This window comes from Phreatobacter aquiterrae, from assembly GCF_053471285.1.
In genome coordinates this window covers 20,889-42,965 of record NZ_JBJPHW010000011.1, presented here as the reverse complement: position 1 = coordinate 42,965, position 22,077 = coordinate 20,889, and the positions used below count along the sequence as shown (strand labels likewise).

The 22,077-nt window shown below is 68.9% G+C and carries 19 protein-coding genes; 11 read left to right on the top strand and 8 right to left on the bottom strand.

The annotated features are described in order from the left end of the window. Positions 1-16 precede the first annotated feature (16 nt). The gene (gene fliF, locus ACJ4V0_RS16520) at positions 17-1,699 is read right to left on the bottom strand and encodes a flagellar basal-body MS-ring/collar protein FliF (RefSeq protein ID WP_448300695.1); all 1,683 of its coding nucleotides are present in this window, start codon (positions 1,697-1,699) and stop codon (positions 17-19) included. Between the two features lie 121 nt (positions 1,700-1,820). Next, complete coding sequence (locus ACJ4V0_RS16515) at positions 1,821-2,198, bottom strand: hypothetical protein (protein ID WP_448300694.1); 378 nt, start codon at positions 2,196-2,198, stop codon at positions 1,821-1,823. Between the two features lie 174 nt (positions 2,199-2,372). On the opposite strand from ACJ4V0_RS16515, the gene flhA reads away from it, so the two are divergent. Then, a complete protein-coding gene (flhA, locus tag ACJ4V0_RS16510; RefSeq protein ID WP_448300693.1) occupies positions 2,373-4,502 on the top strand; it encodes a flagellar biosynthesis protein FlhA in 2,130 nt (709 codons plus the stop codon). Positions 4,503-4,803: 301 nt separating this feature from the next. On the opposite strand, the gene ACJ4V0_RS16505 is transcribed toward flhA, so the two are convergent. Together ACJ4V0_RS16505 and ACJ4V0_RS16500 are read right to left on the bottom strand one after the other, a co-directional pair. After that, positions 4,804-5,553, bottom strand: a complete 750-nt coding sequence (locus ACJ4V0_RS16505; RefSeq protein WP_448300692.1) for a helix-hairpin-helix domain-containing protein — start codon at positions 5,551-5,553, stop codon at positions 4,804-4,806. 12 nt (positions 5,554-5,565) lie between these two features. Further along, positions 5,566-7,818 (bottom strand): OmpA family protein, encoded by a 2,253-nt coding sequence (locus ACJ4V0_RS16500; protein WP_448300691.1) that lies wholly within the window; start codon positions 7,816-7,818, stop codon positions 5,566-5,568. A 197-nt stretch (positions 7,819-8,015) separates the two neighbouring features. Between ACJ4V0_RS16500 and ACJ4V0_RS16495 the strand changes: the two genes are divergently transcribed. The 7 genes from ACJ4V0_RS16495 to ACJ4V0_RS16465 all read left to right on the top strand — a co-directional run bounded on the left by ACJ4V0_RS16495 (position 8,016) and on the right by ACJ4V0_RS16465 (position 13,944). Then, a complete protein-coding gene (locus ACJ4V0_RS16495) occupies positions 8,016-9,509 on the top strand; it encodes a flagellar hook-length control protein FliK (RefSeq protein ID WP_448300690.1) in 1,494 nt (497 codons plus the stop codon). Then, complete coding sequence (locus tag ACJ4V0_RS16490) at positions 9,506-9,787, top strand: EscU/YscU/HrcU family type III secretion system export apparatus switch protein (RefSeq protein ID WP_448300689.1); 282 nt, start codon at positions 9,506-9,508, stop codon at positions 9,785-9,787. Before ACJ4V0_RS16495 ends, ACJ4V0_RS16490 begins: the two co-directional genes overlap by 4 nt. Before the next feature lie 110 nt (positions 9,788-9,897). Beyond that, positions 9,898-11,634 carry an AMP-binding protein gene (locus ACJ4V0_RS16485; RefSeq protein WP_448300688.1) on the top strand — a complete coding sequence of 579 codons (1,737 nt, stop codon included), beginning with the start codon at positions 9,898-9,900 and terminating at the stop codon, positions 11,632-11,634. A gap of 101 nt (positions 11,635-11,735) precedes the next feature. Beyond that, the gene (gene nthA, locus ACJ4V0_RS16480; RefSeq protein ID WP_448300687.1) at positions 11,736-12,383 is read left to right on the top strand and encodes a nitrile hydratase subunit alpha; all 648 of its coding nucleotides are present in this window, start codon (positions 11,736-11,738) and stop codon (positions 12,381-12,383) included. Further along, entirely contained in the window at positions 12,380-13,042 is a 663-nt protein-coding gene (gene nthB, locus ACJ4V0_RS16475; RefSeq protein ID WP_448300686.1) for a nitrile hydratase subunit beta, read from the top strand. Before nthA ends, nthB begins: the two co-directional genes overlap by 4 nt. Beyond that, positions 13,039-13,410: a nitrile hydratase accessory protein gene (locus ACJ4V0_RS16470; RefSeq protein WP_448300685.1), complete on the top strand. Its 372-nt coding sequence runs from the start codon at positions 13,039-13,041 to the stop codon at positions 13,408-13,410. Before nthB ends, ACJ4V0_RS16470 begins: the two co-directional genes overlap by 4 nt. Before the next feature lie 168 nt (positions 13,411-13,578). Next, positions 13,579-13,944 (top strand): hypothetical protein, encoded by a 366-nt coding sequence (locus tag ACJ4V0_RS16465; RefSeq protein ID WP_448300684.1) that lies wholly within the window; start codon positions 13,579-13,581, stop codon positions 13,942-13,944. 44 nt (positions 13,945-13,988) lie between these two features. Here the strand turns inward: ACJ4V0_RS16465 and ACJ4V0_RS16460 are convergent, their stop codons facing one another. Both ACJ4V0_RS16460 and ACJ4V0_RS16455 read right to left on the bottom strand, forming a co-directional pair. Continuing rightward, the gene (locus ACJ4V0_RS16460; RefSeq protein WP_448300683.1) at positions 13,989-14,315 is read right to left on the bottom strand and encodes an NIPSNAP family protein; all 327 of its coding nucleotides are present in this window, start codon (positions 14,313-14,315) and stop codon (positions 13,989-13,991) included. A 70-nt stretch (positions 14,316-14,385) separates the two neighbouring features. Next, entirely contained in the window at positions 14,386-14,814 is a 429-nt protein-coding gene (locus ACJ4V0_RS16455; RefSeq protein WP_448300682.1) for an NUDIX hydrolase, read from the bottom strand. Positions 14,815-15,291: 477 nt separating this feature from the next. On the opposite strand from ACJ4V0_RS16455, the gene ACJ4V0_RS16450 reads away from it, so the two are divergent. Beyond that, positions 15,292-16,902 carry a GMC family oxidoreductase gene (locus ACJ4V0_RS16450; RefSeq protein WP_448300819.1) on the top strand — a complete coding sequence of 537 codons (1,611 nt, stop codon included), beginning with the start codon at positions 15,292-15,294 and terminating at the stop codon, positions 16,900-16,902. Between the two features lie 132 nt (positions 16,903-17,034). On the opposite strand, the gene gyrB is transcribed toward ACJ4V0_RS16450, so the two are convergent. Together gyrB and ACJ4V0_RS16440 are read right to left on the bottom strand one after the other, a co-directional pair. Beyond that, positions 17,035-19,461: a DNA topoisomerase (ATP-hydrolyzing) subunit B gene (gene gyrB, locus ACJ4V0_RS16445; RefSeq protein ID WP_448300681.1), complete on the bottom strand. Its 2,427-nt coding sequence runs from the start codon at positions 19,459-19,461 to the stop codon at positions 17,035-17,037. Positions 19,462-19,635: 174 nt separating this feature from the next. Next, positions 19,636-20,082 (bottom strand): baeRF12 domain-containing protein, encoded by a 447-nt coding sequence (locus tag ACJ4V0_RS16440; protein WP_448300680.1) that lies wholly within the window; start codon positions 20,080-20,082, stop codon positions 19,636-19,638. A gap of 183 nt (positions 20,083-20,265) precedes the next feature. On the opposite strand from ACJ4V0_RS16440, the gene ACJ4V0_RS16435 reads away from it, so the two are divergent. Beyond that, positions 20,266-21,453, top strand: coding sequence for a lytic murein transglycosylase (locus tag ACJ4V0_RS16435; RefSeq protein ID WP_448300679.1), 1,188 nt, complete (start codon positions 20,266-20,268; stop codon positions 21,451-21,453). A gap of 52 nt (positions 21,454-21,505) precedes the next feature. Beyond that, positions 21,506-22,051 (top strand): chlorite dismutase family protein, encoded by a 546-nt coding sequence (locus tag ACJ4V0_RS16430; RefSeq protein WP_448300678.1) that lies wholly within the window; start codon positions 21,506-21,508, stop codon positions 22,049-22,051. Positions 22,052-22,077: the final 26 nt, after the last annotated feature.

The window sequence follows — 22,077 nt, the reverse complement described above, 5'->3', positions numbered from 1 at the left end:
TGGATCTGGGCGATCGTCACTTCGGTTCCCCGTCATTCAGCCACTGGCGGATGATCGAGACCGTCTCGTGCGGGTTCTTCTCAACCAGTTCGCCGACCTTGGAGAGCGAGGCCTGGTGCACCTCGCCCTTCATCTGCGCCATCTCGATCATCTTCATGGTGGCGCTCTCCATGCCCGGCACCAGCGGCGGCGCCTTCACGGCCTTGGAATCGCTGGTCTCGCCGCCCTCTTCCTCGCGTGATGCGGACGCGCCACCGGCGAGCCCGCCGGCCGCGCCGGCTGGCAGCGCCACGGCGGGAACCTCCTCGGGCGCGACGATGCGACGGAGCAGCGGGCGCACCACGAAGAGCATGACGAGCAGCGACACGATGAGCAGGACGAACAGCTCGATGGCGTAGCGGATGTCGTCCTTGGTGAAGTCGTACACCATCCACCAGGGCTTCGGCGCCTCGGGCGCGGCGAGTTGCGGCGCTTCGGCGAAGCGCAGGTTGACGATCTCGACCTGGTCGCCACGGCGCTGGTCGAAGCCGATCGCCGAGCGCACCAGAGCGCCGATCCGGTCGAGCTCCTCCTGGGCGCGCGGCTGGTAGTTCACATTGCCCTGCGGATCGCGTGCATAGATGCCGTCGACCAGCACCGCGACCGAGACCCGCTTGATCCGTCCGCCCTCGATCACCTCGGTGCGCTGGGTCCGGGCGATCTCGTAGTTGATCGTCTCCTCGGACTTGCGGCTGGCCTCGCGTGAGGGGTTCTGGCCGGGGGCCGTCTGGTTGGCGCCGGGAAGCTCGTTGCCGACGGTGACCTGGCCGTCGCGGCCCTCGTTGGAGCTCGACTGCTCCTCGCGGGTTTGGGTCGAGCGCACGACGCGGCGCTCGGGATCGAAGTCGTCCGAGGTCTGGGTGACGCGGTTGAAGTCCATGTCGGCGGCGACCTGGACGCGGGCGCGGCCCGGCCCGACGACGGAGGCGATGATGCTTTCGACCTGTTCGCGCAGGCGTCGCTCCTGGCCCGCCTTCCGCTCGTCGATGGTGGAACCCATCATGCCCGAGGAATCGCCGGCGCCGTCGGCGAGCAACCGGCCGCCCTCGTCGACGATGGAGATGCGCTGCGGCGAGAGGCCGCGCACCGCCGAGGCGACGAGGTGACGGACGGCGCGGATCTGCTGGGGCTCGAGACCGCCGCGCACGCGCAGGACGATTGAGGCCGAGGGCTCGGTGCGCTCGCGGGAGAACAGCGCCCGCTCCGGCAGGACGAGATGGACGCGGGCCGACTGGACCCGCTCGATGCCGCGGATGGTGCGGGCGAGTTCACCCTCCAGCGCGCGCAGCTGGTTCATGTTCTGCACGAAGGATGTCGACGAGAGGGCGTCGCCCTTGTCGAAGATCTCGTAGCCGACGCCGCCGCCGCGCGGCATGCCGCTCTCGGCAAGCTGCAGGCGCACCCGGGCCACCTGCTCCTGCGGCACGAACAACTGGGCGCCGTCGTTGCGCAGCTGGAAGCGGACCTGGCGGCGCTCCAGCTCCTTCACGATCTGCGAGGAGTCCTCCAGCGTCAGGTCGGAGAACAGCAGAGCCATCTGCGGCTGGCTCATGCGCATGATGATGTAGACGAAGAACCCGACGAGGCCGAGGGACACCACTCCCATGGCCGCCAGGCGGGGCGCCCCCAGTTTCTTCACGAACTCCAGCATGCCGTTCAAGACGCACCAGCCCCCAAGCGCAGGCGAAGCGGCGTGTCGCCGGTTCGCTGGGCAAGATTTGCCGGGTGGGTGGTTACCGGTTGGTTAACGCGGCCGCGCGTTTTGGGGCGCGGGGCGAAATTCAGCGCAACGAGCGCAGGACGAGGCCGATCCCGCCCGCCGTCAGACCCAGCATCATCAGCGTGTTGAACAGGCTGGTGGGCACGAAATAGATGGTCAGGTTGGTCAGGATGCCTGCCGCGATGATCACAACGCCGGCAAAGAGCAGCAGAAAGCCGAGGCGGGACGATCCGTCGAAAAACAGCATGCCGATGCCGAAAAGGATCGGAACAAGCGACAGGCCGAAGGCCGAATAGCCACCCAGCGTCCACGATCCGCCGTGAACCGAGACCTGGTTCGTCAACAGATAGGCGCCCGCCACCGTCATGCCGAGGCCGACGAAGAAGGGGATCAGGCCCCCCGGTGACCCGCCGGCCCCTGACAGTCGGAAATCGGCCATGGAATGCTCCTGGAGATGCTGCGTCGCCGCCGCCAAGCTTTGGCATTGCAGGCCGGCGGCGACAAGCGGCCCGCTTCGGCAAGGCTCCGTAACCTCCCGTTAACCATCCACCCGGCAAATCTTGCCTGGAGACGTTCAACATGGGCCGCACTTGCGGGCGGCCGGGGACAGCGCATGACCGACACGACGGCGGGTGCCGGACGACAGCCTTCCAATGCCAGCGGCATGTCCGTCGGCCAGATGACCGATTGGCTGCGCCGTCCGGACCTGTGGATGGCCACCGGCGTCATCGGCATCCTCGTCATCCTGATCTTCCCGCTGCCGCCGCTCGTCCTCGACATGATGCTGGCGGTGTCCATCATCTCCTCGGTCATGATCCTCATGACCGCCCTGTTCATCCACAAGCCGCTGGAGTTCTCGTCCTTCCCGACGGTGCTGCTCATCGCGACCATGCTGCGCCTGTCGCTGAACCTTGCCTCGACGCGCCTCATCCTGTCGAACGGCCACGAGGGGACAGCCGCGGCAGGCTACGTCATCGAGGCCTTCGGCAGCTTCGTGATGGGCGGCTCGTTCATCATCGGCATCATCGTCTTCGCCATCCTGGTGATCGTGAACTTCATCGTCATCACCAAGGGCTCGGGCCGCATCGCCGAGGTCGCGGCGCGCTTCTCCCTCGACGCCATGCCCGGCAAGCAGATGGCGATCGACGCCGATCTCTCCGCCGGCCTTATCGACGAGAAGACCGCCAAGACGCGGCGCAAGGATCTCGAGGACGAGAGCGCCTTCTACGGCGCCATGGACGGCGCCTCGAAATTCGTGAAGGGCGACGCCATCGCCGGCCTGCTCATCACCTTCATCAACGTCATCGCCGGCCTCATCATCGGCGTCGCCCAGCAGGGCATGCCCTTTCTGGAGGCGGCGCGGACCTATACGACCCTCACCGTCGGCGACGGTCTCGTCAGCCAGATCCCCGCCCTCGTCATCTCGACCGCCGCCGGCCTCCTCGTCTCCAAGGCCGGTGTCACCGGCTCCGCCGACCAGGCGATGATGCGGCAGCTCACTGGCTATCCGAAGGCCCTCGGCCTGTCGGCGGGCGTCATGGGCGCCATGGCCCTGCTGCCCGGCATTCCCTTCATCCCCTTCGCGGGCCTCGCCGCGCTTGCCGGCTGGGCCGCCTACAAGCTCGGTGAGGACGCCAAGCGCGCCTCGCGCAACGCGGACATCACGGAAGCCGCGGAGGTCGCGGCCGCCTCCGCGCCACCCGCGGAGGAGCCGATCTCCTCCGTGCTGAAGATCGACGACCTCAAGATCGAGCTCGGCTACGGCCTCCTGCCGCTTGTCCAGTCGGAGGGCGGCTCGGATCGTCTTACCGACCAGATCAAGGCCCTGCGCCGCCAGCTCGCCGCCGACATGGGCTTCGTCATGCCCTCGGTCCGCATCCTCGACAACGTCCAGCTGCCGCCGAACCAGTACATCATCCGCGTCAAGGAGGTGGATGCCGGCCAGGGGCAGATCTGGCCGATGCAGTACATGGTGATGGATCCGGCCGGCGGCCATGTCGACCTGCCGGGCGTCCACACGACCGAGCCGACCTTCGGCCTGCCGGCCACCTGGGTCGACGCCGCGCTGAAGGAGGAGGCGAGCGTGCGCGGCTACACCGTGGTCGATGCGGCGACCGTCCTGTCGACCCACCTCACCGAGATCCTGAAGGCCAACGTCTCGGACCTCCTGAGCTATTCGGAGGTCCAGAAGCTCATCAAAGACATGCCGAAGGAGCAGTCCGACCTCGTCAAGGACCTGGTGCCTGGCCAGATCACCATTTCCGGCATCCAGCGGGTGCTGCAGACGCTGCTCAACGAACGCGTCTCGATCCGTGACCTGCCGACGATCCTTGAGGGCATCGCCGAGGCGGTCGCCTTTACCCGCTCGCCCGCGCAGATCGCCGAGCACGTGCGCTCCCGGCTCGCCCGCCAGCTCTGCGCCCAGTATGCCGGCATGGACGGCGGCCTCGCGCTCATCGCCCTGTCGTCGCAATGGGAGCAGGCCTTCGCCGATTCCATCGTCGGCCAGGGCGACGACCGGCAGCTCGCCATGCAGCCCTCGAAGCTGTCGGAGTTCATCATGCTGGTGCGCGACGCCTTCGAGGACGCGGCCCGCATGGGCGAGGCGCCGGTCCTCCTCACCAGCCCCGGCATCCGCCCGTTCGTGCGCTCGATCGTAGAGCGCTTCCGGGCGCAGACCCCGGTGCTGAGCCAGGCGGAAATCCATCCGCGCATGCGCCTGAAGACCGTCGGCAGCATCTGAAGCCGCAGGTCCGAAGCGGGACGGCCGGTTAACCCTTCCTTCAGGCTTTCATCGACGCGCCACGTCGGATCGCTAGAAATGGGAGCGGAGGGGTTCTTCCACGCAAGAGGAAGACCGGTTCAATGAGGTTCCGCATGTCTCCGACACAGGCTGTCGCCGCGACGATCACCGCCAATTTCGTGGTCTGGACACTGATCATCGTCGCCGGCGTCCACTACCTGACCTGACGGTCGTCGACCCATCAACGGCAGAGGCCCCGGCAACAGCCTTGCCGGGGCCTCTGCATGTCCGGGCAAGGACGTCAGGCCGATGGCGGCCTGCCCTCCGGCGTGCTGGCAATCTCGCCCCTTCTGACGCGCTCGGCGTGATCTGTCGTGCCCCCGGCCGCCAGGATCTTCGCCTGCCCGATCCAGTCCTCGCGCTCGATCCGGCCGGGGAAGGCGAGATAGCCGCCCACCCACTGCGCCTCCTTCGGCGTCCAGGCGGCGATCTGGTCGAAGTGCCAGATGCCGAGCGCATGGAGCCGCGCCTCGTTCTGCGGGCCGATGCCGCGGATCAGTTCCAGTTCGTCGGGCCCGCCATCGCGCGGTGCGCCGAGGCCATGAGGCTTCGTGCCCTGCGCCATCGCCTCGGCAGCCGCGGCCGCGCCGGGGATCGTCGTCTGTTCAGCCGCGGTGACCGCCTGCGAAGCGGTCTCCGGCCGGCGCTCGGCGGTCGAGGCGAAGGCCTGTCCCGCACCCGCCAGTTGCTCGAGCGGCTGCGGGGCCATGTCCTCGACCTTGTCGGTGAAGACCCGCGCGAAGGCGCCGACGACGCAGCCGACGAGGTAGGCCGCGCCGAACAGAACGGCCGTATCGAGCCACAGGCCCGGCCGGCCCGGAACCCACTTGAGGGTCGACGCCACCGCCATCAGCACGAAAACCGTCATGGCGAGCGCGGCCCAGCCGCTCGGGCCCTTGTCCTCCCGGTCGGAGGTCACCCAGCCGACGGCCAGGCCCCCGGCCAGCGCGACGAGCAGCGGGAGGGCGAAGGTCTGGACGAGATAGAGCATGACCTTGTCTCCTCAGTTGCGCGGCAGCACGTGGAACTCGACGCGACGGTTCAGCGCGCGCGCTTCCTCCGTATCGCCCTCGACAACCGGCCGGCTTGCCGCATAGCCGACCACGACCAGCGAACTGGCCGCCACGCCGCGGCGGATGAGTTCCGCCCGCATCAGGCCCGCGCGGTCCTCGGAGAGCTTCTGGTTCTGATTGGTGGCGTTGTGGACGTCGGCATGTCCCGCGACCTCGATGCGCTCGTCGTCCGCGCAGCGCCGGATCGCAGCCGCCAGCCTGTCGAGGACGGGTCCGTGCTCTGCCCGCTGCTCCGCCTTCCAGTAGTCGAAGAGGATGCGGTCGCCCTCGAGCGCCGTCTGGATGATGACGGAGCAATCGGGCCGCGGCAGCGAGATGGGCGCCGGAGCCGGAGGGGGCGGGATGGTCCCCGGCGGGCGGGCGGGCGCTGACGTCACAGCCGGCGCCTGCGCGACCGGAACGGGCGGCGGGGGTGGCGGTGGAATGAGATCGGCCGACAGCGGCGGCACGGGCGGCGGGGGCGGGATCGCGTCCGGCGGAAGATCGGGCACCGGCGTTGCCGTCGCGACGGGCGCGGAAACCACGGCAAGCGACTGCAGGGACGCCGGCGGAATGAGATCGGCCGCCAGAGGCGGTACCGGCGGCGGAGGCGGGATCGCATCCGGCGGCAAGGCCGGCAGAGGCGTCACTGCTGCAACGGGTCCGGAGACCGCGGCAAGCCGCTGTGGCGCCATCGCAGGTGGCGGAGGTGGCGGAGGTGGCGGTGGCGCCACGAGATCGCCCGCGAGCGGCGGCACGGGCGGCGGCGGCGGAATCTCGGCCGGCGGCACGGCAATGTCGCTCACCGCCAGGACCGGCGGCCCGACGGCTGCGAGGGCGCGCCGGATATCCACGGCGACGGCGGCATCGGCGGCACGGCCGGCCAGCGACAGGCGGTTGCCCGTCATCTGCACCGAGCCCTCGGCAAGCCGTCCCAGTTGCGTCAGGGCCGTTGTGGAGAGCGCCGCGAAATCGACGCCGCTCGGGAACCCCGAAGCAACCTTCGTCTCGTCGATGACGGGCACGCCGGCAAACAGGCGTCCGGCCGCTGCCGCAACTGCGGCCTTCGCCGCTTCCGACGGAGCGAAGCCCTGCAGGGTCAGCCCCTGAGGCGTGCGCCTCGCGCTCCACGAGAACGGCGAGACGACGGGCGGGGCGACGACCAGATCGCCGATCGCAAAGCCGTCATTGGCAGCCCGCACCGAGGCCGCGAGCCTCTCGAAGGCGGCGTGATCGGCGGCAACCCCGCTGAACGAGAAGGCGGTGCCGGCGATGCGCGCAGCGCCGCTGGCCAGCCCCTTGAGCTGGTCGAGAGCCGACAGGGCCTTGGCTTCCAGATTGCCGGGCAGCCCGCCGATCACCGTCATGGCGTCGGTCACCGGCCCGGTCGTCGAAGCGCGTGCCGCCGCGACGATACGCTGGCGCGCTTCCTCCGATCCGATCGTCCCGGCAAGGCGGATGGCGCCGTCCGCCGCCTTGGTGGCGCTCCAGTCCGCGACCGGCGGCAGGATGGCGGCAGGAGCCGGGGCCTCAGCGACCGGCGGACCGGGGATCGAGACATTGACGCCGCCGGCCACGATGCCCTGCGGCAGCGCCCCCAGGGCCTGGTCGATCAGCGCCTTGGTGGCCGCATCGGCGGCAGACCCGTTGAAGCGGAAGGCCGTTCCGCTGAGCGTCGCCGAACCGCTGGCCACCCGGCCGAGCTGCTCGATGCCCATCTCGGCGGCGCGCGTCGCCGTTGGCGGGATGTCGCGCGCCAGCGTCATGAGGTCGCTGACCGCGCCGCCGGGCACCGCCTTCTGAGCCGCATCGGCCAGCCGGGCGCGCGACCCGTCGGGCGCGACCTGCCCGGAGAGCGTGATGGTCTGCCCGTCGCGCCGTGCCGACCATCCGAATGGATTGGCGGCCGGCAGGAGGTCGTTGGCCGCATCGGCACGGCGAACGCCGGTCTCGCCTTCTGCGGAATTCTCGGCGGTCACCGCCGCGTCGAGGCCCGGCGCCGTGCCGCTGATGACGGCGTCGCGGCCGCGCACCGTGACGGTCGCCCACGGCTTGCCATCCACCGTCGACGCCGCGCCGATGGCGCGGGTGGCCCGGGCGGCGAGATCGGCTTCGATGGCGTCCTGTTTCCACCACAGGGAGCCGCCGGCAAGAAGGGCAAGAGGCAGCAGGCCCGGGAGCCAGCGACGCGGCTGATGCAACATGGATACGCCCTCACATGGTCTCCGCCGGCCGGCGGCGGGTCATTTCCGCCTCTCGCGCGGGCTTCACGGAGACCGATCGGGCGGATTTCCCGTGATTTCGGTGCGGAAGTCGGGACGAGTCAAGCTCAGCCTTTCCGAATCGGTCATGATTTGTCGGTCAGGCTTCGATTCCGCATCTCCTGCCGGGGAGGACCCGCGTGAGCGTCGATGGCATCCGGCCCACCCTGGCGGTGGCGCCCGTCGAGCCGGTGCAGTGGCGCGCCGCGCTGGAGGCGCTCGGCGTCAGGCCGGGCGATACAGTGTCCGTGCGGGTCGCCGCGATGCTGGCGGAGGGCATCGCGCGCCTGACCGTCGGCACGGGCACACTTGACGTCAGGACCGCCCAGCCCCTCGTTCCCGGCACGAACCTCAACCTCACGGTCGAACGGCAGGGCATGGCCGTGAAGCTGCTGCTCACCGAGACCGCACAGACCCGGCCAGCCGCCGCTTCCCCTCCCGCTCCCGCCGGCCTCCCCACCGCAGCGGGAGCGCCGGCAGCTTCCTCCACGCCGGCCATCCCGCTCCCCGCTGCCGGCACCGTCGCTGCCGCCCTCGTCGATCTGCTCGCCCGCGGGCTCGCTCCGGCCGCCGGCCCGCGCGATGGAGCCCAGGTCGCGCTGGTGGCGCGCGGCTCGGCCGACATGGCACGACAGGCCGAGGTCATGGCTGGCGCACCTCACGCGGCGCCGGCCGGCCGCGAGGTCATCGTCCAGGCCGTGCGCGCCGCCGCGGCGCGACAGGAGAGCATGACGACCCTGTTCGCCGACCTGACCGCCGTCGCGCAGGGACGGACGGCGGCGGCACCTCCTCCGGCCGTGCTCCAGGCCATGGCGGCGGTGCTCGGCTTCCGCGCCGGCGCGGAAGAGCTGGCGCGGCCGGACAGTCTGGCCGCGGCCCTCAGGAATTCCGGCGCGTTCCTCGAGGCGAGGCTGGCGACGCTTCCCGCGGGCATACCGCTGCCGCCCGACCTCAAGGCGGCGCTCCAGCGACTGCAATCCGCCCTCGCCGGCTGGGCCGCAACGCTTCCGCCGGATGCGGAGGCCACGGTTCCAAAGCCCCAGGGGCATGAACGGCCTCCCCTGCGGGGCTCCCTGCCCCACGGCCAGCCCGCCGCCGCGACAAGCCTGCCCGCCTCCGCCACCTCGGCGGAGGTTGCCCGTGTCCTCACCGAGCGCACCGAGGCCGCGCTCGCCCGCATCACGCTTCTCCAGGCGGCCTCCCTCCCTGACGCCCGCGACATGGGGCGGCCCGACGCCCCGGTGCAGACGACGCTGGAAGTTCCGCTCAGGATCGGCGTCGAGACAGCCATCATGCAGTTCCAGATCCAGCGCGATCAGGAACGCGAGGAACGACAGGACCGGACTGCCGGCGGCCGGGCCGGCGGCGACTGGACCATGCGCTTTTCGCTGGAAGCCGAGCCGCTCGGACCGATCCATGCCGCCGTGCGCTGGCATGACGGCCGGATCAACATCCAGCTCTGGGCCGAGCGCGACGCTGTCGCCGCCGTCCTCGAGGCCCAGCGCCATGGCCTGTCGGACGCGCTGGAGGCTTCCGCCTTCACCATCGACCGGCTCACCATCGCTGCCGGGCGCCCCCCTGACCCGCGCGACGCCGCCCTAGCGCCGGCCCACCGGCTGGACGTGTCGTCATGAGCGAGGAACCCGTCGTCCCCCGCCCCGCCATCGCCGTGGCGCTCGAATACGACATGGCGAAGGATGCCGCGCCGCGGGTCACCGCCTCCGGGCGTGGTGTCATCGCCGAGAAGATCATCGCCACGGCCCGCGAGAACGGGGTCACTGTGGAAGGAAATCCGCTGCTGGCCGAGGCGCTGTCAGGCGTGGCGGTGGACGACCATATTCCCGAGGAACTCTACCGGGCGGTCGCCGAGGTCATCGGCTTCGTGCTGCGGGCGGCCGGCAGGCTCCGTTGAGCCATCTTCGGCCATTGGAGGGAGGGCGAGATCGCCGCACCGACTAGGCGATCTGCGGCCGTCGCGCTATGGATGGTCAAAAGCATGCCAGCAATCTCCGGGAGGATCGCATGACCACCGCCGCCGCCGCCGCGCCAGCAAGGCCCTGGACGAAATTCTACTCCGTCGGAATGCGGCACACGATCGACGAAGCGCCCTATCCCAATCTCGCCGCCATGGTGCGCTCCGTCGCGCGCACCTATGCCGACAAGCCGGCCTTCTCGCTCTGCCTGCCGAACGGCATGGGCGGCTCGCTGACCTATGCCGAGATCGACCGCTGGTCGGATGCCTTCGCCGTCTATCTCCGCGACGTGCTGAAGCTGCCGGCGGGAGCGCGCGTCGCCCTCCAGACGCCCAACGCCATGGCCTTCCCGATCGTCGCCTTCGGCGTGTTCAAGGCGGGCTGCGTCCTCATCAACATCAACCCGCTCTACACGGCGGAGGAGATGGGCAAGGTCTTCGCCGACGGCGAACCGGACCTGCTCGTCATCATCGACATGTTCGCCGACAAGCTGCCGTCGGCCTACGCCATCCACAAGGTGCCGAACGTGGTGGTCTCGTCGATCACCGACTTCATGCCCTGGCTCCAGGGCACGCTCGTCGGCCTCGTGCAGAAGTACAAGGACAAGTCGGTCAAGCCGGTGCCGGTGGCGCATACCACCTTCCGCTCCGCCCTGGCCCAGGGCGAGGCGCGCAAGTCGGGCGCCAACATCGCTGCCTACACCGACAATGTCGGGCTCGATACGCTGGCTGTGCTCCAGTACACGGGCGGCACGACGGGCGTCTCCAAGGGCGCCATGCTCACCCACGGCAATCTCGTGATGAACATGGCCCAGTCGCTCGAGATGGTCGCCCTGAACATGGTCAAGGGCGAGGAGACGATCCTCACGGCGCTGCCGCTCTACCATATCTTCGCCTTCACGGTGAACATGCTGGGCTACTGGGTTCTCGGCGCGCACAACGTCCTCGTGCCCAATCCGCGCCCCCTGACCAACCTGCAGAAGGCCTTCGAGAAGTTCCCGATCTCGACGCTGACGGGTGTCAACACGCTCTTCAACGGCCTCAATAACGAGGCCTGGTTCCGCGACAATCCTCCGAAGTCGCTGAAGAGCGCCTGCGCCGGCGGCATGGCGCTGCAGGACGCCGTCGCCAAGCGCTGGAAAGAGGTCACCGGCACGCCCGTGGTCGAGGGCTACGGCCTGACCGAGTCCTCCCCTGTCCTCACCTTCAACCCGCTCGATGCGGTCAAGGAGGGCTCGATCGGCGTTCCGGTTCCCTCCACCGACATCAAATGCGTCGACGATGCCGGCAACGAGGTGCCCTACGGCCAGCCGGGCGAACTCATCGCCCGCGGGCCGCAGATCATGGCCGGCTACTGGCGCAAGCCCGACGAGACCGCCAAGACCGTCCGCGACGCCTGGCTCTACACCGGCGACATCGCCACCCAGGACGACGACGGCTATTTCCGCATCGTCGACCGCAAGAAGGACATGGTGCTCGTCTCCGGCTTCAACGTCTTCCCCAACGAGGTCGAGGACACGCTGGCCAAGCACCCGGCCGTGCTCGAAGTGGCGGTGGTCGGCGTTCCGGACGGGGCGGCCGGCGAGGCGGTCAAGGCCTTCATCGTCAAGCGGCCGGAGATGGACCTCGACGTCGAACAGGTGCGTGCCTTCTGCAAGGAGCACCTGACCGGCTACAAGGTGCCGAAATTCGTCGAGTTCCGCACCGAACTGCCGAAGTCCAACGTCGGCAAGATCCTGCGCAAGGACCTGCGCGCCGAGGACCTCGCCAAGTCCGCCAATGCCTGACAGGCCGGCACGTCCCATCCTGCATGGCGGTCGCCCCGGGCGGCCGCCTTCCCCTGTCCACCGTCGGTGCGCTAGCCTTCGCGCTGCCGCAGAGGTGAGCCATGACCGATCACGACCACCACCATCATCATCACCACGACCATGATCACGACCACAGCGAACTTTCGCCGATGGATGCGCGGGTCAGGGCGCTGGAGACGATCCTCACCGAGAAGGGCTATGTCGATCCCGCGGCCCTCGACCTGCTGATCGAAACCTACGAGACCAGGGTCGGCCCGCACAACGGCGCGCAGGTCGTCGCGAAGAGCTGGGCGGATCCGGCCTATCGCCAGCGCCTGCTCGCGGATGCGACGAAGGCCGTTGGCGAACTCGGTTATGCCGGCCGGCAGGGCGAGCATCTCGTCGCCATCGAGAACACGCCCGACACCCACAACATGGTCGTCTGCACCCTGTGCTCCTGCTACCCGTGGCCGGTGCTCGGCCTGCCGCCGGTCTGGTACAAGTCAGCCCCCTACCGGGCCAAGGCCGTGCGCGACCCGCGCGGCGTGCTCGCCGATTTCGGCGTCACCCTTCCCCCCGGCAAGGCGATCAAGGTCTGGGATTCCACCGCCGAGGTCCGCTACCTCGTCATTCCCGAACGTCCGCCGGGAACCGAGGGCTGGGACGAGGAACGCCTCGCGGCCCTCGTCACCCGCGACTCGATGATCGGCACCGGCCTCGCCCGGCAGCCGGCTGAGGTCGCGTCATGACCTATACGACCTATGCCGATCTTGGCGGCCGGAAGGGCCTTGGCCCCGTGGTGCCGGAAAAGGACGAACCCTGGTTCCATGCGGACTGGGAGAAGCGCGCGCTCGCCCTGACGCTCGCCATGGGCGCCACGGGCTCCTGGACCATCGACCAGTCGCGCGCCGCCCGCGAGCAGCAGCCCGACTATCTCGCGATGAGCTACTACGAGATCTGGACCGGCGCGATGGAGCGCCTGCTCTCCGAGCGGGGCCTCGTCACGGAGGCCGACTTCGCCGCCGGCCACGCCGTCGACCCGCCGAAGCCCATCGCCCGCGTCCTCACCATCGACAAGGTTCCCGCCACCCTCGCCCGCGGCGGCCCGACCGACCGGGCGGCGGCGACACCGGCCCGGTTCGCGGTGGGCGACCGGGTGCGCACCGCCACGGTGGCCGCTCCCACAGGTCACACGCGCCTGCCCCGTTACGTCCAGGGCAAGGTCGGCACGGTCACCCATCTGCACGGCGTTCATGTCTTCGCCGACACCAATGCAACGCCGGTCGGCGAGGCGCCCCAGTGGCTCTACACCGTCCGCTTCGACGGGGCCGATCTCTTCGGCGCCGAGGGCGACCCCACCTCCAGCGTCTCGGTCGACGCCTGGGACAGCTATCTGAGCCCCGCATGACCCGGCCCGACGCCTCACCCGACCTCTCCGCCCTGCCGCATATTCCCTGCGATGCCGAGGGCCCGGTGTTCCGCGAGCCCTGGGAAGCCCATGCCTTCGCGCTCGCGGTGACGCTGCACCAGAAGGGCGTGTTCACATGGCCGGAATGGGCCGAGACGCTCTCGGCAGAAATCCGTGCCGCCCAGGCGGCCGGCGACCCCGACACCGGCGAGACCTACTACACGCACTGGCTGAAGGCGCTGGAGCGGCTGATGATCGCCAAGGGCGTGACGACCGCACCGGCCATCGAGGCGACCACCGAGGCCTGGCATGCAGCCGCCGAGGCGACCCCGCACGGCCAGCCGATCATGCTCGACGCCGGCCGCTGAACCGCCTTGCGCGCTGCCTGTCCGCGGATGCGGTGGCCTAGGCCATCGGCGCTGCCGCTTGCCCGATTGACCTTGCGTCAAAGCGCCATCAGGGTTTCGCCGGGCGGCCTTCAGACCCCAGTTCCGGCCAGCGACCCGCCGCCCCCCGGACGAACACACGAGACTCCCATGCGCGCCCTGTTTTTCGCGGCCTTTTCCGCACTCTTCCTCATGGCCGCGGGCGACGCCCGCGCCCAGGCCCAGCAGGACTTCGTCCTGGTGAACCGCACCGGCTACACCATCGACGAGGTCTATGTCAGCGCCTCCAGCGTCACCAACTGGGAGGAGGATCTGATGGGCGACGACAGCCTGGAGAACGGCCAGCAGCTCAATGTCCGCTTCAACCGCGCCACCTCCGAATGCAGCTTCGACATCAAGGTCGTCTATGACGATCAGGAGACCGCCGAGTTCCGCGGCATCAACCTGTGCCAGGTGAGCCGCGTCACCCTCTTCTACAACCGCTCGGCCGGCACCACGCGCTTCACCGTCGAATGACCTGCCGGTCCGGGGCGGACCCTGCAGCCCGCCCCGGATCGCCATCATTTCACCGAGGAGAAGGCCGTCGGCGACAGGAACGAACTCGCCACGTTGGCGATGATCGGGCCGTCCTTTTCGCTGTCGTTGCGCGCGGCGATCCAGTCCGGGTCCTGCTGGAAGGCGGCCCATTTCTGCTCGCGCTCGGCCATCGAGTCCCAGGCGACGAGATAGGTCAGGTCGTTGTTCGACGGGCCGATCGCCGTGGTGAAGAAGCCCGCCTGGCGGATGCCGTGCTTCTCCCAGAGCTTGAGCGTGTGGTTCTGGAAGCGCGCCAGCAGCTTCGGCAGGCGGCCGGGCAGGCAATTGTAGATGCGCAGTTCGTAGATCATGGACGGTCCTTCCCTGAGGGCCGGTCACAATGCCTTGGGTTCGGCGATTGTGCCATGCGTGGCGCGCAGGCTAGGGCGTACCCACCCCCAAGCCGCGGATGAGCGGCACGAGTTCCGCATCATCGGCCAGGGATGCCGCCTCCTCGACGTCCACCCAGCGTCTTTCTCGGCGCTTCTTCTCCGGCCAGGACGCCTTTTCCTTGCGCACCTCGAGGGCATAGACGTCGACGCGGCAGCGCGCCGCCGAACCGTCGCTGAGCAGCTTATCGTAGTGGTATACGCCGAGAGGGCGCTTGCCGATGCGGCCGGCGACGCCCGCTTCCTCCATCGCCTCAAGTTCGGCCACCTTGTGCGGCGCACGCTGGCCCATCGGCCAGCCCTTCGGGATGATCCAGCGGCGCGTTGTGCGCGAGGTGATCAGCATGATCTCCACCGTTCCGTCCGGCCGAAGCCGGTAGGGAAGCGCAGCGAACTGGGGGCTGGGAGGCGAGATCGTCATGGACTGGCTGAACTCGAATGTGGCGTCGTTTGCCTCTGACGCTCGCCCTGTCGAGGCAGGCGGTCAACGGCGCAAACGCTGCTCGGCTAGTGGCCGCTGGCGGGAGAAACGGCGCCTGGGGCGACGTGAGGGGCAAGGATCGGCGCGCGGCAAACGTCGGTCGGATCGCGAATCGGTCCTGCGACGGCCGTCCGTGGCCGAATCGAGAGCATTGCCGCGATCTGTTGCGGGCTGTCGGCGGGTCCGACCGTCGTAGTAACGAGACTGAAACACATGGGCAATCCGGACGCCTCGGGTGGCACGGAATGATCATGTCGGTCAGTCACGTCGACAAGATGGCATGGGCGCGCCCATAGCGCCACACAGGCATGCCTGCCTTGACGTATCACCTGCGCCGGGTTTGACAAGCGGACGCCATGCGATGGCACGCGGCACGCGTGACGCATCAGCGCGGGCCGAGCGGGGAGAATGGATGCCATGAGCGCGGCGGGACGGACCTTCGACTATGTCGTGGTGGGCGGCGGCACGGCCGGCTGCATCCTCGCGGCGCGCCTGAGCGAGGATCCGCGCACGTCCGTCCTGCTGCTGGAGGCAGGCGGTGAAGGCAAGGGCTTCTGGGTCTCCGTGCCTGCCGGCTTTTCCAGGCTCCTCGCCGGTGCGGACTTCAACTGGCGCTTCGAGACCGAGCCCGAGGCGACGACCCGCGACCGCCGCATCGTCGTGCCGCGCGGCAAGGGCCTCGGCGGCTCGACCCTCATCAACGGCATGATCTTCGTCCGCGGCCAGGCCGAGGACTTCGACGGCTGGAGCCAGCGCGGCGCCACCGGCTGGTCCTTCGCCGACGTGCTGCCCTATTTCCGCAGGATCGAAGCCTTCGACGGTGGCGATCCGGAATTGCGCGGGCGCGACGGACCCATGTCCATCACCACCGTCTCCGAGCAGCCGGAACTCGCCAACGCCTTCATCGCCGCAGGCGCTGCGGCCGGCTATCCGACGCCATCCGACTACAACGGCGCCTCCCAGGAGGGCTTCGGCTACTATCAGGCGAACCAGAGAAACGGCCGGCGCTGGACGGTCCGGGACGGCTATCTCGATCCGGCCCGCCGCCGCCCGAACCTCACCGTCGAGACCGACGCCCATGCCACCGGCCTGATCATGGACGGGCGGCGCGTCACGGGGGTGCGCTACCGCGTGCGCGGCGACGAGCGCGTGGCACTTGCGGGCGGAGAGGTGGTCCTGGCGGCCGGCGCCGTGCAGTCGCCGCAGCTTCTCGAACTCTCCGGCATCGGCGACCCCGAGGTGCTCGCCGCCATCGGCGTGCCGGTGCGCCATGCCCTGCCCGGCGTCGGCGAGAACTACATCGACCACTACTGCACCCGCATGAACTGGCGGGTGAAGCAGCCGATCACCCTGAACGAGCAGACGCGCGGCCTGTCGCTGGCCAGGGCCGTGGCGCGCTACTTCGCCACCGGAAAGGGCTTCCTGACGCTCGGCACCGGCCTCGCCTACGGTTTCGTCCGCACGCGGCCGGACCTCGCGACGCCGGACATCCAGTACTTCTTCATGCATGCGAGCTACGCCAATGCCGCGACGCGGCTGTTGGACAGCGAGCCCGGCATGACCATCGGCGTGACGCAGTTGCGACCGGAGTCCCGCGGCACCATCCATGCGCGGTCTCCCGATCCCTTTGCGGCGCCGATCATTCGGCCGAACTTCCTCTCCGCCCGCGGCGACGTGGAGACCCTGATCGAGGGCATGAAGATCGCCCGCACCGTGGTCGCCCAGCCACCGCTCGCGCCCTATGTCGCCCATGAGATGAGCCCGGGTCCGGACGTCGCCACCGACGCGGCCTGGGACGACTTCGCCCGCCGCAATGGCCAGACCATCTACCACCCGGTCGGCACTTGCCGGATGGGCCATGACGACCTGGCCGTCGTCACGCCGGACCTCAGGGTGCGCGGCCTCGACGGCATCCGCATTGTCGACGCCTCGGTCATGCCGACCATCGTCTCGGCCAACACCCAGGCGGCGGTGATGATGATCGCGGAGAAGGCGGTCGATCTGATCCGGCAGGACGCGCGGGCTTAGGCGTTCGGGCCGGCGAAGCGCGCCGGACGATCGCCGCGCATTCCTTTAGGTGTCGGCGAGTGACCAGAAGGGCCCGGCCCGATAAGGCATCTCCGCGGAAATGCTCGCCGCGGTGGCGGCGAACCGACCGCCTCAGGCATCCACCGTCGCGCTCAGCGCATTCTCCTGGATGAACTCGCGCCGCGGTTCCACCACGTCGCCCATCAGCTTGACGAAGATGTCGTCGGCCTCGTCGACCTCCTTCACCTTCACCTGCAGAAGCGAGCGCGCGTTTCGGTCGAGGGTCGTCTCCCACAACTGCTCCGCGTTCATCTCGCCGAGACCTTTGTAGCGCTGCAGCTTGACGCCGCTGGCGCCTGCCTCCTTGACCGTCTCGAACAGCGAGATCGGACCGGCGATCTGCTTCTCCCCGGCCTTGCGGCGGAAAACGGCGGGCTTGTCATAGACGACGCCGAGCCGGGCGGAATGCTCGTCCAGCTTGCGCGCCTCGAGCGAGGAAATCAGCGCGCCGTCAAGCATCGCCACCTCCTTGACGCCGCGCACGGTGCGCGAGAACAGGTACTTCTCGCCGTTGAACTCGCCCTCCCAGCCCCGCTCGATGTCATCCGAGATGGCGTCGAGACGCTGCGCGATCCTGGTGGCGAGTTCCTGCGCACGCGCCGGATCCTTGGCGACCTCGGGGTTGAGCGCGCCGGCGATGGCGGCCTGCTCGACCACGGCGTGGCTGTAGCGCGAATGCACGGCGCCGATCAGGTTCTTCACCTGCCGCGCCTCCTCGACGATGGCCGCAAGGTCGGAGCCGGCGCAGATCTCGCCGGTTCCGAGCACGAGAAGGCTGTCCTCCAGGCCGCCGGTCACCAGATAGTCGTCCAGCGCCCGCTCGTTCTTGATGTAGGTCTCGCTCTTGCCGCGCGAGACCTTGAACAGCGGCGGTTGGGCGATGAAGATATGGCCGCGCTCCAGCACCTCCGGCATCTGCCGGAAGAAGAAGGTCAGCAGCAGCGTCCGGATGTGGGAGCCGTCGACGTCGGCGTCCGTCATCAGGATGATCTTGTGATAGCGCAGCTTGTCGATGTTGAACTCGTCGCGGCCGATGCCGGTGCCGAGCGCCATGATCAGGGTGCCGATCATCTCCGACGACAGCATCTTGTCGAAGCGGGCGCGCTCGACGTTGAGGATCTTGCCGCGCAGCGGCAGTACGGCCTGGAAGGCGCGGTCGCGGCCCTGCTTGGCGGAGCCGCCGGCCGAGTCGCCCTCGACGATGAAGAGTTCGGACTTGGCGGGGTCGCGCTCCTGGCAGTCGGCGAGCTTGCCGGGCAGCGAGGCGACGTCCAGCGCGGTCTTGCGGCGGGTCAGCTCACGCGCCTTGCGCGCGGCCTCGCGCGCGGCGGCGGCTTCCGCCACCTTCTGCACGATGGTCCTTGCCTCGGCCGGATGCTCCTCGAACCAGGTCGACAGCGCCTCGTTGACGATGCCCTCGACGACCGGGCGCACCTCGGAGGAGACGAGCTTGTCCTTGGTCTGTGACGAGAATTTCGGATCGGGCACCTTCACGGAGACGATGGCGGTCAGCCCCTCGCGGCAATCGTCGCCGGTGAGATCGACCTTCTCCTTCTTCGTCACGCCGGAGGATCCGGCATAGTTCGTCACCTGCCGGGTCAGGGCGCCGCGAAAACCGGCGAGATGGGTGCCGCCGTCGCGCTGCGGGATGTTGTTGGTGAAGCACAGGACGTTCTCGTGGTAGCTGTCGTTCCACCACAGCGCCACTTCCACCGTGATGCCGTCGCGCTCTGACTTGAGCATGATCGGGTTCGGCACCAGCGGCGACTTGTTGCGGTCGAGATAGCGCACGAAAGCCTCGACGCCGCCCTCGTAGTAGAGTTCGACGTGCTTCTCCTCGGCATGGCGCCGGTCGGTCAGCAGGATGCGCACGCCGGAATTGAGGAAGGCGAGTTCGCGCAGCCGATGCTCCAGCGTGGGGAAATCGTATTCCACCATGGTGAAGGTTTCGGTGGAGGCGAGGAATGTCAGCTCCGTGCCGCGCTTGCCATGCGAGGGGCCGACCTCGATCAGCGGCGCGATCGGCTCGCCGTGCCGGAACTCGACGAAATGCTCCTTGCCGCTGCGCCAGATGTTCAGCTTCAGCCAGCTCGACAGGGCGTTGACGACCGAAACGCCGACGCCATGCAGGCCGCCCGACACCTTGTAGGAGTTCTGGTCGAACTTACCGCCGGCATGCAACTGGGTCATGATGACCTCGGCCGCCGAAATGCCCTCGGTCGGGTGGATGTCGGTGGGGATGCCGCGCCCGTTGTCGGTGACCGTCACCGAATTGTCGGCGTTCAGCGTCACGGTGACTTCGGTGGCGTGGCCCGCGAGCGCCTCGTCGATGGCATTGTCCACCACCTCATAGACCATGTGGTGCAGGCCGGACCCATCATCGGTATCGCCGATATACATGCCGGGGCGCTTGCGGACGGCGTCGAGGCCCTTCAGGACCTTGATGCTGTCGGCGCCGTAGTCGGCTTCATTGATTTCGGTGCGAACGGGTTCGGCCATGAGCCTCGGTCTCTCCTTCAGCCCGCGCGGCGCCATCAAGGCGGCTGCGCGAGCCTTGCGATTCGGTCCGGCATTTTAGCTGGAACGGGTCAGGGTGTCCTGCGCGCGCATACGCGCGAGACGCAAGACCCCTGATAGGCCCGAAACGAGGAGAATGAAAGGCAGGCCCTCAGATCAGCCGGCCAGCAGCTTCTCGATGTCGTGCAGGGGGTGCTTGGTCAGGTCCTTCGGCACTTCGGCAGTGATCCGGTCGGCGACCTCCTTGTGGAAGGCCTTGCGGAGGCCCCCCAGCACCTTCGGCGGCGCCACCACGATGAGCGTCTCGAAGCGGCCGGCATGGGCCTGCCTGTACAGCGCGTCCGCCACCTCGCCGACGAAGCGGTCCTCGGCCAGCTGGTGCCAGTCGGTCTGCTCCATGGCGCTGCGATGGGTGCCGGTGCTGGCGAAGGAGCGGCCGGGCCGGTCGGTTCCCTGGTCGCGGGTCGCGGGATTGTCCTGCTCGAAGATGCGCTCGACAACGAGATTGACCAGTTCGGCATCGCCCTTGTTGCGGAGGAACAGGGCCTTGGCGCCGTCGCCGACGAACACGAGGGCGTCGCGGGGAATGCGTGTCTGGGTCATGTTGAGGTCTCCTTGTCGCCCATGGGGAACGGGGCGCGGATCGGATCGTTCCATCGCCTCATCGGGGCCTGCGGCCCAGCCGGCGGGTGCCGGCCTGCCTTATCCGCGCTATCTTCGTGCGCGACTGATTCACCCACCATGCGCTGGATCAAGGTCCGATCCGGCAGGCCCACGGGAGAACCCATGACCTTCGTCACCCGCCGCACCCTCGTTGCCGGCGCCGCCGCACTGACGCTCCCACACCTCATCCGGCCGGCGGAGGCGCGATCCTTCGAGGCGTTCGTCGCGAGCCTGTGGCCGGCCGCCTCGTCGGCGGGCGTGTCGCGGGCGACGTTCGACCGGGCCTTTTCCGGGGTTCAGCCCAATCCGCGGGTGATCGAACTTTCGCAGCGCCAGCCGGAGTTCCGCCGCACGCTCGGCGACTATGTCGACGTGCGCGCCTCGAACAAGCGCGTCACCAACGGCCGCGCCGCCCTCGCCCAGCACGGCGGAACCTTCTCGGCGGTGCAGAGCCGCTACGGCGTGCCGGCCGAGATCGTCTGCTCCATCTGGGGCAACGAGACCTCCTACGGCACCTCCCGCGGCGAGCACTACGTCATTCAGGCCATGGCGACCCTGGCCGCCGCAGGACGCCGCGCCGACTTCTTCCGCCGCGAACTGATCGCCGCACTGCGCATCCTGCAGGCCGGCGACACGACGCCGCAGAACATGATCGGCTCCTGGGCCGGCGCCATGGGGCATGTCCAGTTCATGCCGACGAGCTTCCATGCCTTCGCGGTCGACTTCACCGGCGACGGACGTCGCGACATCTGGACCTCGATCCCCGACGCCATGGGGTCGGCGGCCAATTACCTGCGCCGCAACGGCTGGACGCCGGGCGTGCCCTGGGGCTTCGAGGTTCATGCACCGGGCCTTGCCGGCAACCGCTCGCAGCGCCGGAGCTTCGACGGCTGGGCGGGCGCCGGCGTGCGACGCGTCAGTGGCGGGCCGATGTCCGGCGGAGCGCAGGCCTCGCTCTGGAAACCGGCGGGCGAAGCCGGCCCGCACCTGCTGGTGACCAACAATTTCAACGTCATAAAGCGCTACAACAATGCCGATTCCTATGCGCTCGCCGTCGGCCATCTCGGCGACCGCATCAAGGGTGCGGGACGCTTCTCCAAGCCCTGGCCCCCCGGCGAGGGCGGCCTCACCCATGCCGACCGCGAGGAAATCCAGACCCGCCTCAACCGCCTCGGCTTCGACCTCGGCGATGTCGACGGCATCCTCGGCGAGAAGTCCAAGGCGGCGGTGCGCACCATGCAGGGCCGCTTCGGCATGTCGCCCACCGGCGAGGCCGACCGGACCTTCCTCGAACGGCTGCGGCGGGGGTGAGCGGACCGGACCTGGCACGGGGCTTGAATATTGAATCGCCGACGAGGTCGCGATGACGAGCCCCCTGACCATCTCCTTCACCGCCGGCGAGACCGGCCCCTGGCGCATGCTCTCCTGTGCGGCGGTGGCTGGGCCGGCTCTGCCGGCTGCTCCGCGCCTCGCCGTAACCGGCGGAGCGGATGCGCCTGATGGTGTCTGGACGCTGACCGGCACCACCAGCAACACGCGCTATGCGACGCGGGCCGAGAGCAATGCCCTCGCCGCCCGCCAGCAAGGGCTCGGCAGGCCGGAGGCGACGCGCGCTGCCCTCATTCCCATTCGCAAGTCCGCCGCCTGGTGGGCGCTTGCCCAGGACGAGCGCCGCGCCATCTTCGAGGAGCGCTCGCGTCACACGGCGATCGGCATGGACTATCTGCCGCAGGTGGCGCGACGCCTGCACCATTGCCGCGATCTCGGCGGGCCGTTCGATTTCCTCACATGGTTCGAATATGCCCCCGACGACGAAAGCGCCTTCGAGCACATGGTGGCGCGGCTGAGGGCCACCGAGGAATGGCGCTTTGTCGAGGCCGAGGTCGATCTCCGCCTGGAGCGTGACTGAAGGGGTCTGGACCAGCCAACCCGCCA

Coding starts and splice junctions, on each gene's coding strand:
- ACJ4V0_RS16515 (WP_448300694.1), bottom strand. CDS start 2,198: ATGGCCGATTTCCGACTGTCAGGGGCCGGCGGGTCACCGGGGGGCCTG.
- flhA (WP_448300693.1), top strand. CDS start 2,373: ATGACCGACACGACGGCGGGTGCCGGACGACAGCCTTCCAATGCCAGC.
- ACJ4V0_RS16505 (WP_448300692.1), bottom strand. CDS start 5,553: ATGCTCTATCTCGTCCAGACCTTCGCCCTCCCGCTGCTCGTCGCGCTG.
- ACJ4V0_RS16500 (WP_448300691.1), bottom strand. CDS start 7,818: ATGTTGCATCAGCCGCGTCGCTGGCTCCCGGGCCTGCTGCCTCTTGCC.
- ACJ4V0_RS16490 (WP_448300689.1), top strand. CDS start 9,506: ATGAGCGAGGAACCCGTCGTCCCCCGCCCCGCCATCGCCGTGGCGCTC.
- ACJ4V0_RS16485 (WP_448300688.1), top strand. CDS start 9,898: ATGACCACCGCCGCCGCCGCCGCGCCAGCAAGGCCCTGGACGAAATTC.
- nthA (WP_448300687.1), top strand. CDS start 11,736: ATGACCGATCACGACCACCACCATCATCATCACCACGACCATGATCAC.
- nthB (WP_448300686.1), top strand. CDS start 12,380: ATGACCTATACGACCTATGCCGATCTTGGCGGCCGGAAGGGCCTTGGC.
- ACJ4V0_RS16470 (WP_448300685.1), top strand. CDS start 13,039: ATGACCCGGCCCGACGCCTCACCCGACCTCTCCGCCCTGCCGCATATT.
- ACJ4V0_RS16465 (WP_448300684.1), top strand. CDS start 13,579: ATGCGCGCCCTGTTTTTCGCGGCCTTTTCCGCACTCTTCCTCATGGCC.
- ACJ4V0_RS16460 (WP_448300683.1), bottom strand. CDS start 14,315: ATGATCTACGAACTGCGCATCTACAATTGCCTGCCCGGCCGCCTGCCG.
- ACJ4V0_RS16455 (WP_448300682.1), bottom strand. CDS start 14,814: ATGACGATCTCGCCTCCCAGCCCCCAGTTCGCTGCGCTTCCCTACCGG.
- ACJ4V0_RS16450 (WP_448300819.1), top strand. CDS start 15,292: ATGAGCGCGGCGGGACGGACCTTCGACTATGTCGTGGTGGGCGGCGGC.
- gyrB (WP_448300681.1), bottom strand. CDS start 19,461: ATGGCCGAACCCGTTCGCACCGAAATCAATGAAGCCGACTACGGCGCC.
- ACJ4V0_RS16440 (WP_448300680.1), bottom strand. CDS start 20,082: ATGACCCAGACACGCATTCCCCGCGACGCCCTCGTGTTCGTCGGCGAC.
- ACJ4V0_RS16435 (WP_448300679.1), top strand. CDS start 20,266: ATGACCTTCGTCACCCGCCGCACCCTCGTTGCCGGCGCCGCCGCACTG.
- ACJ4V0_RS16430 (WP_448300678.1), top strand. CDS start 21,506: ATGACGAGCCCCCTGACCATCTCCTTCACCGCCGGCGAGACCGGCCCC.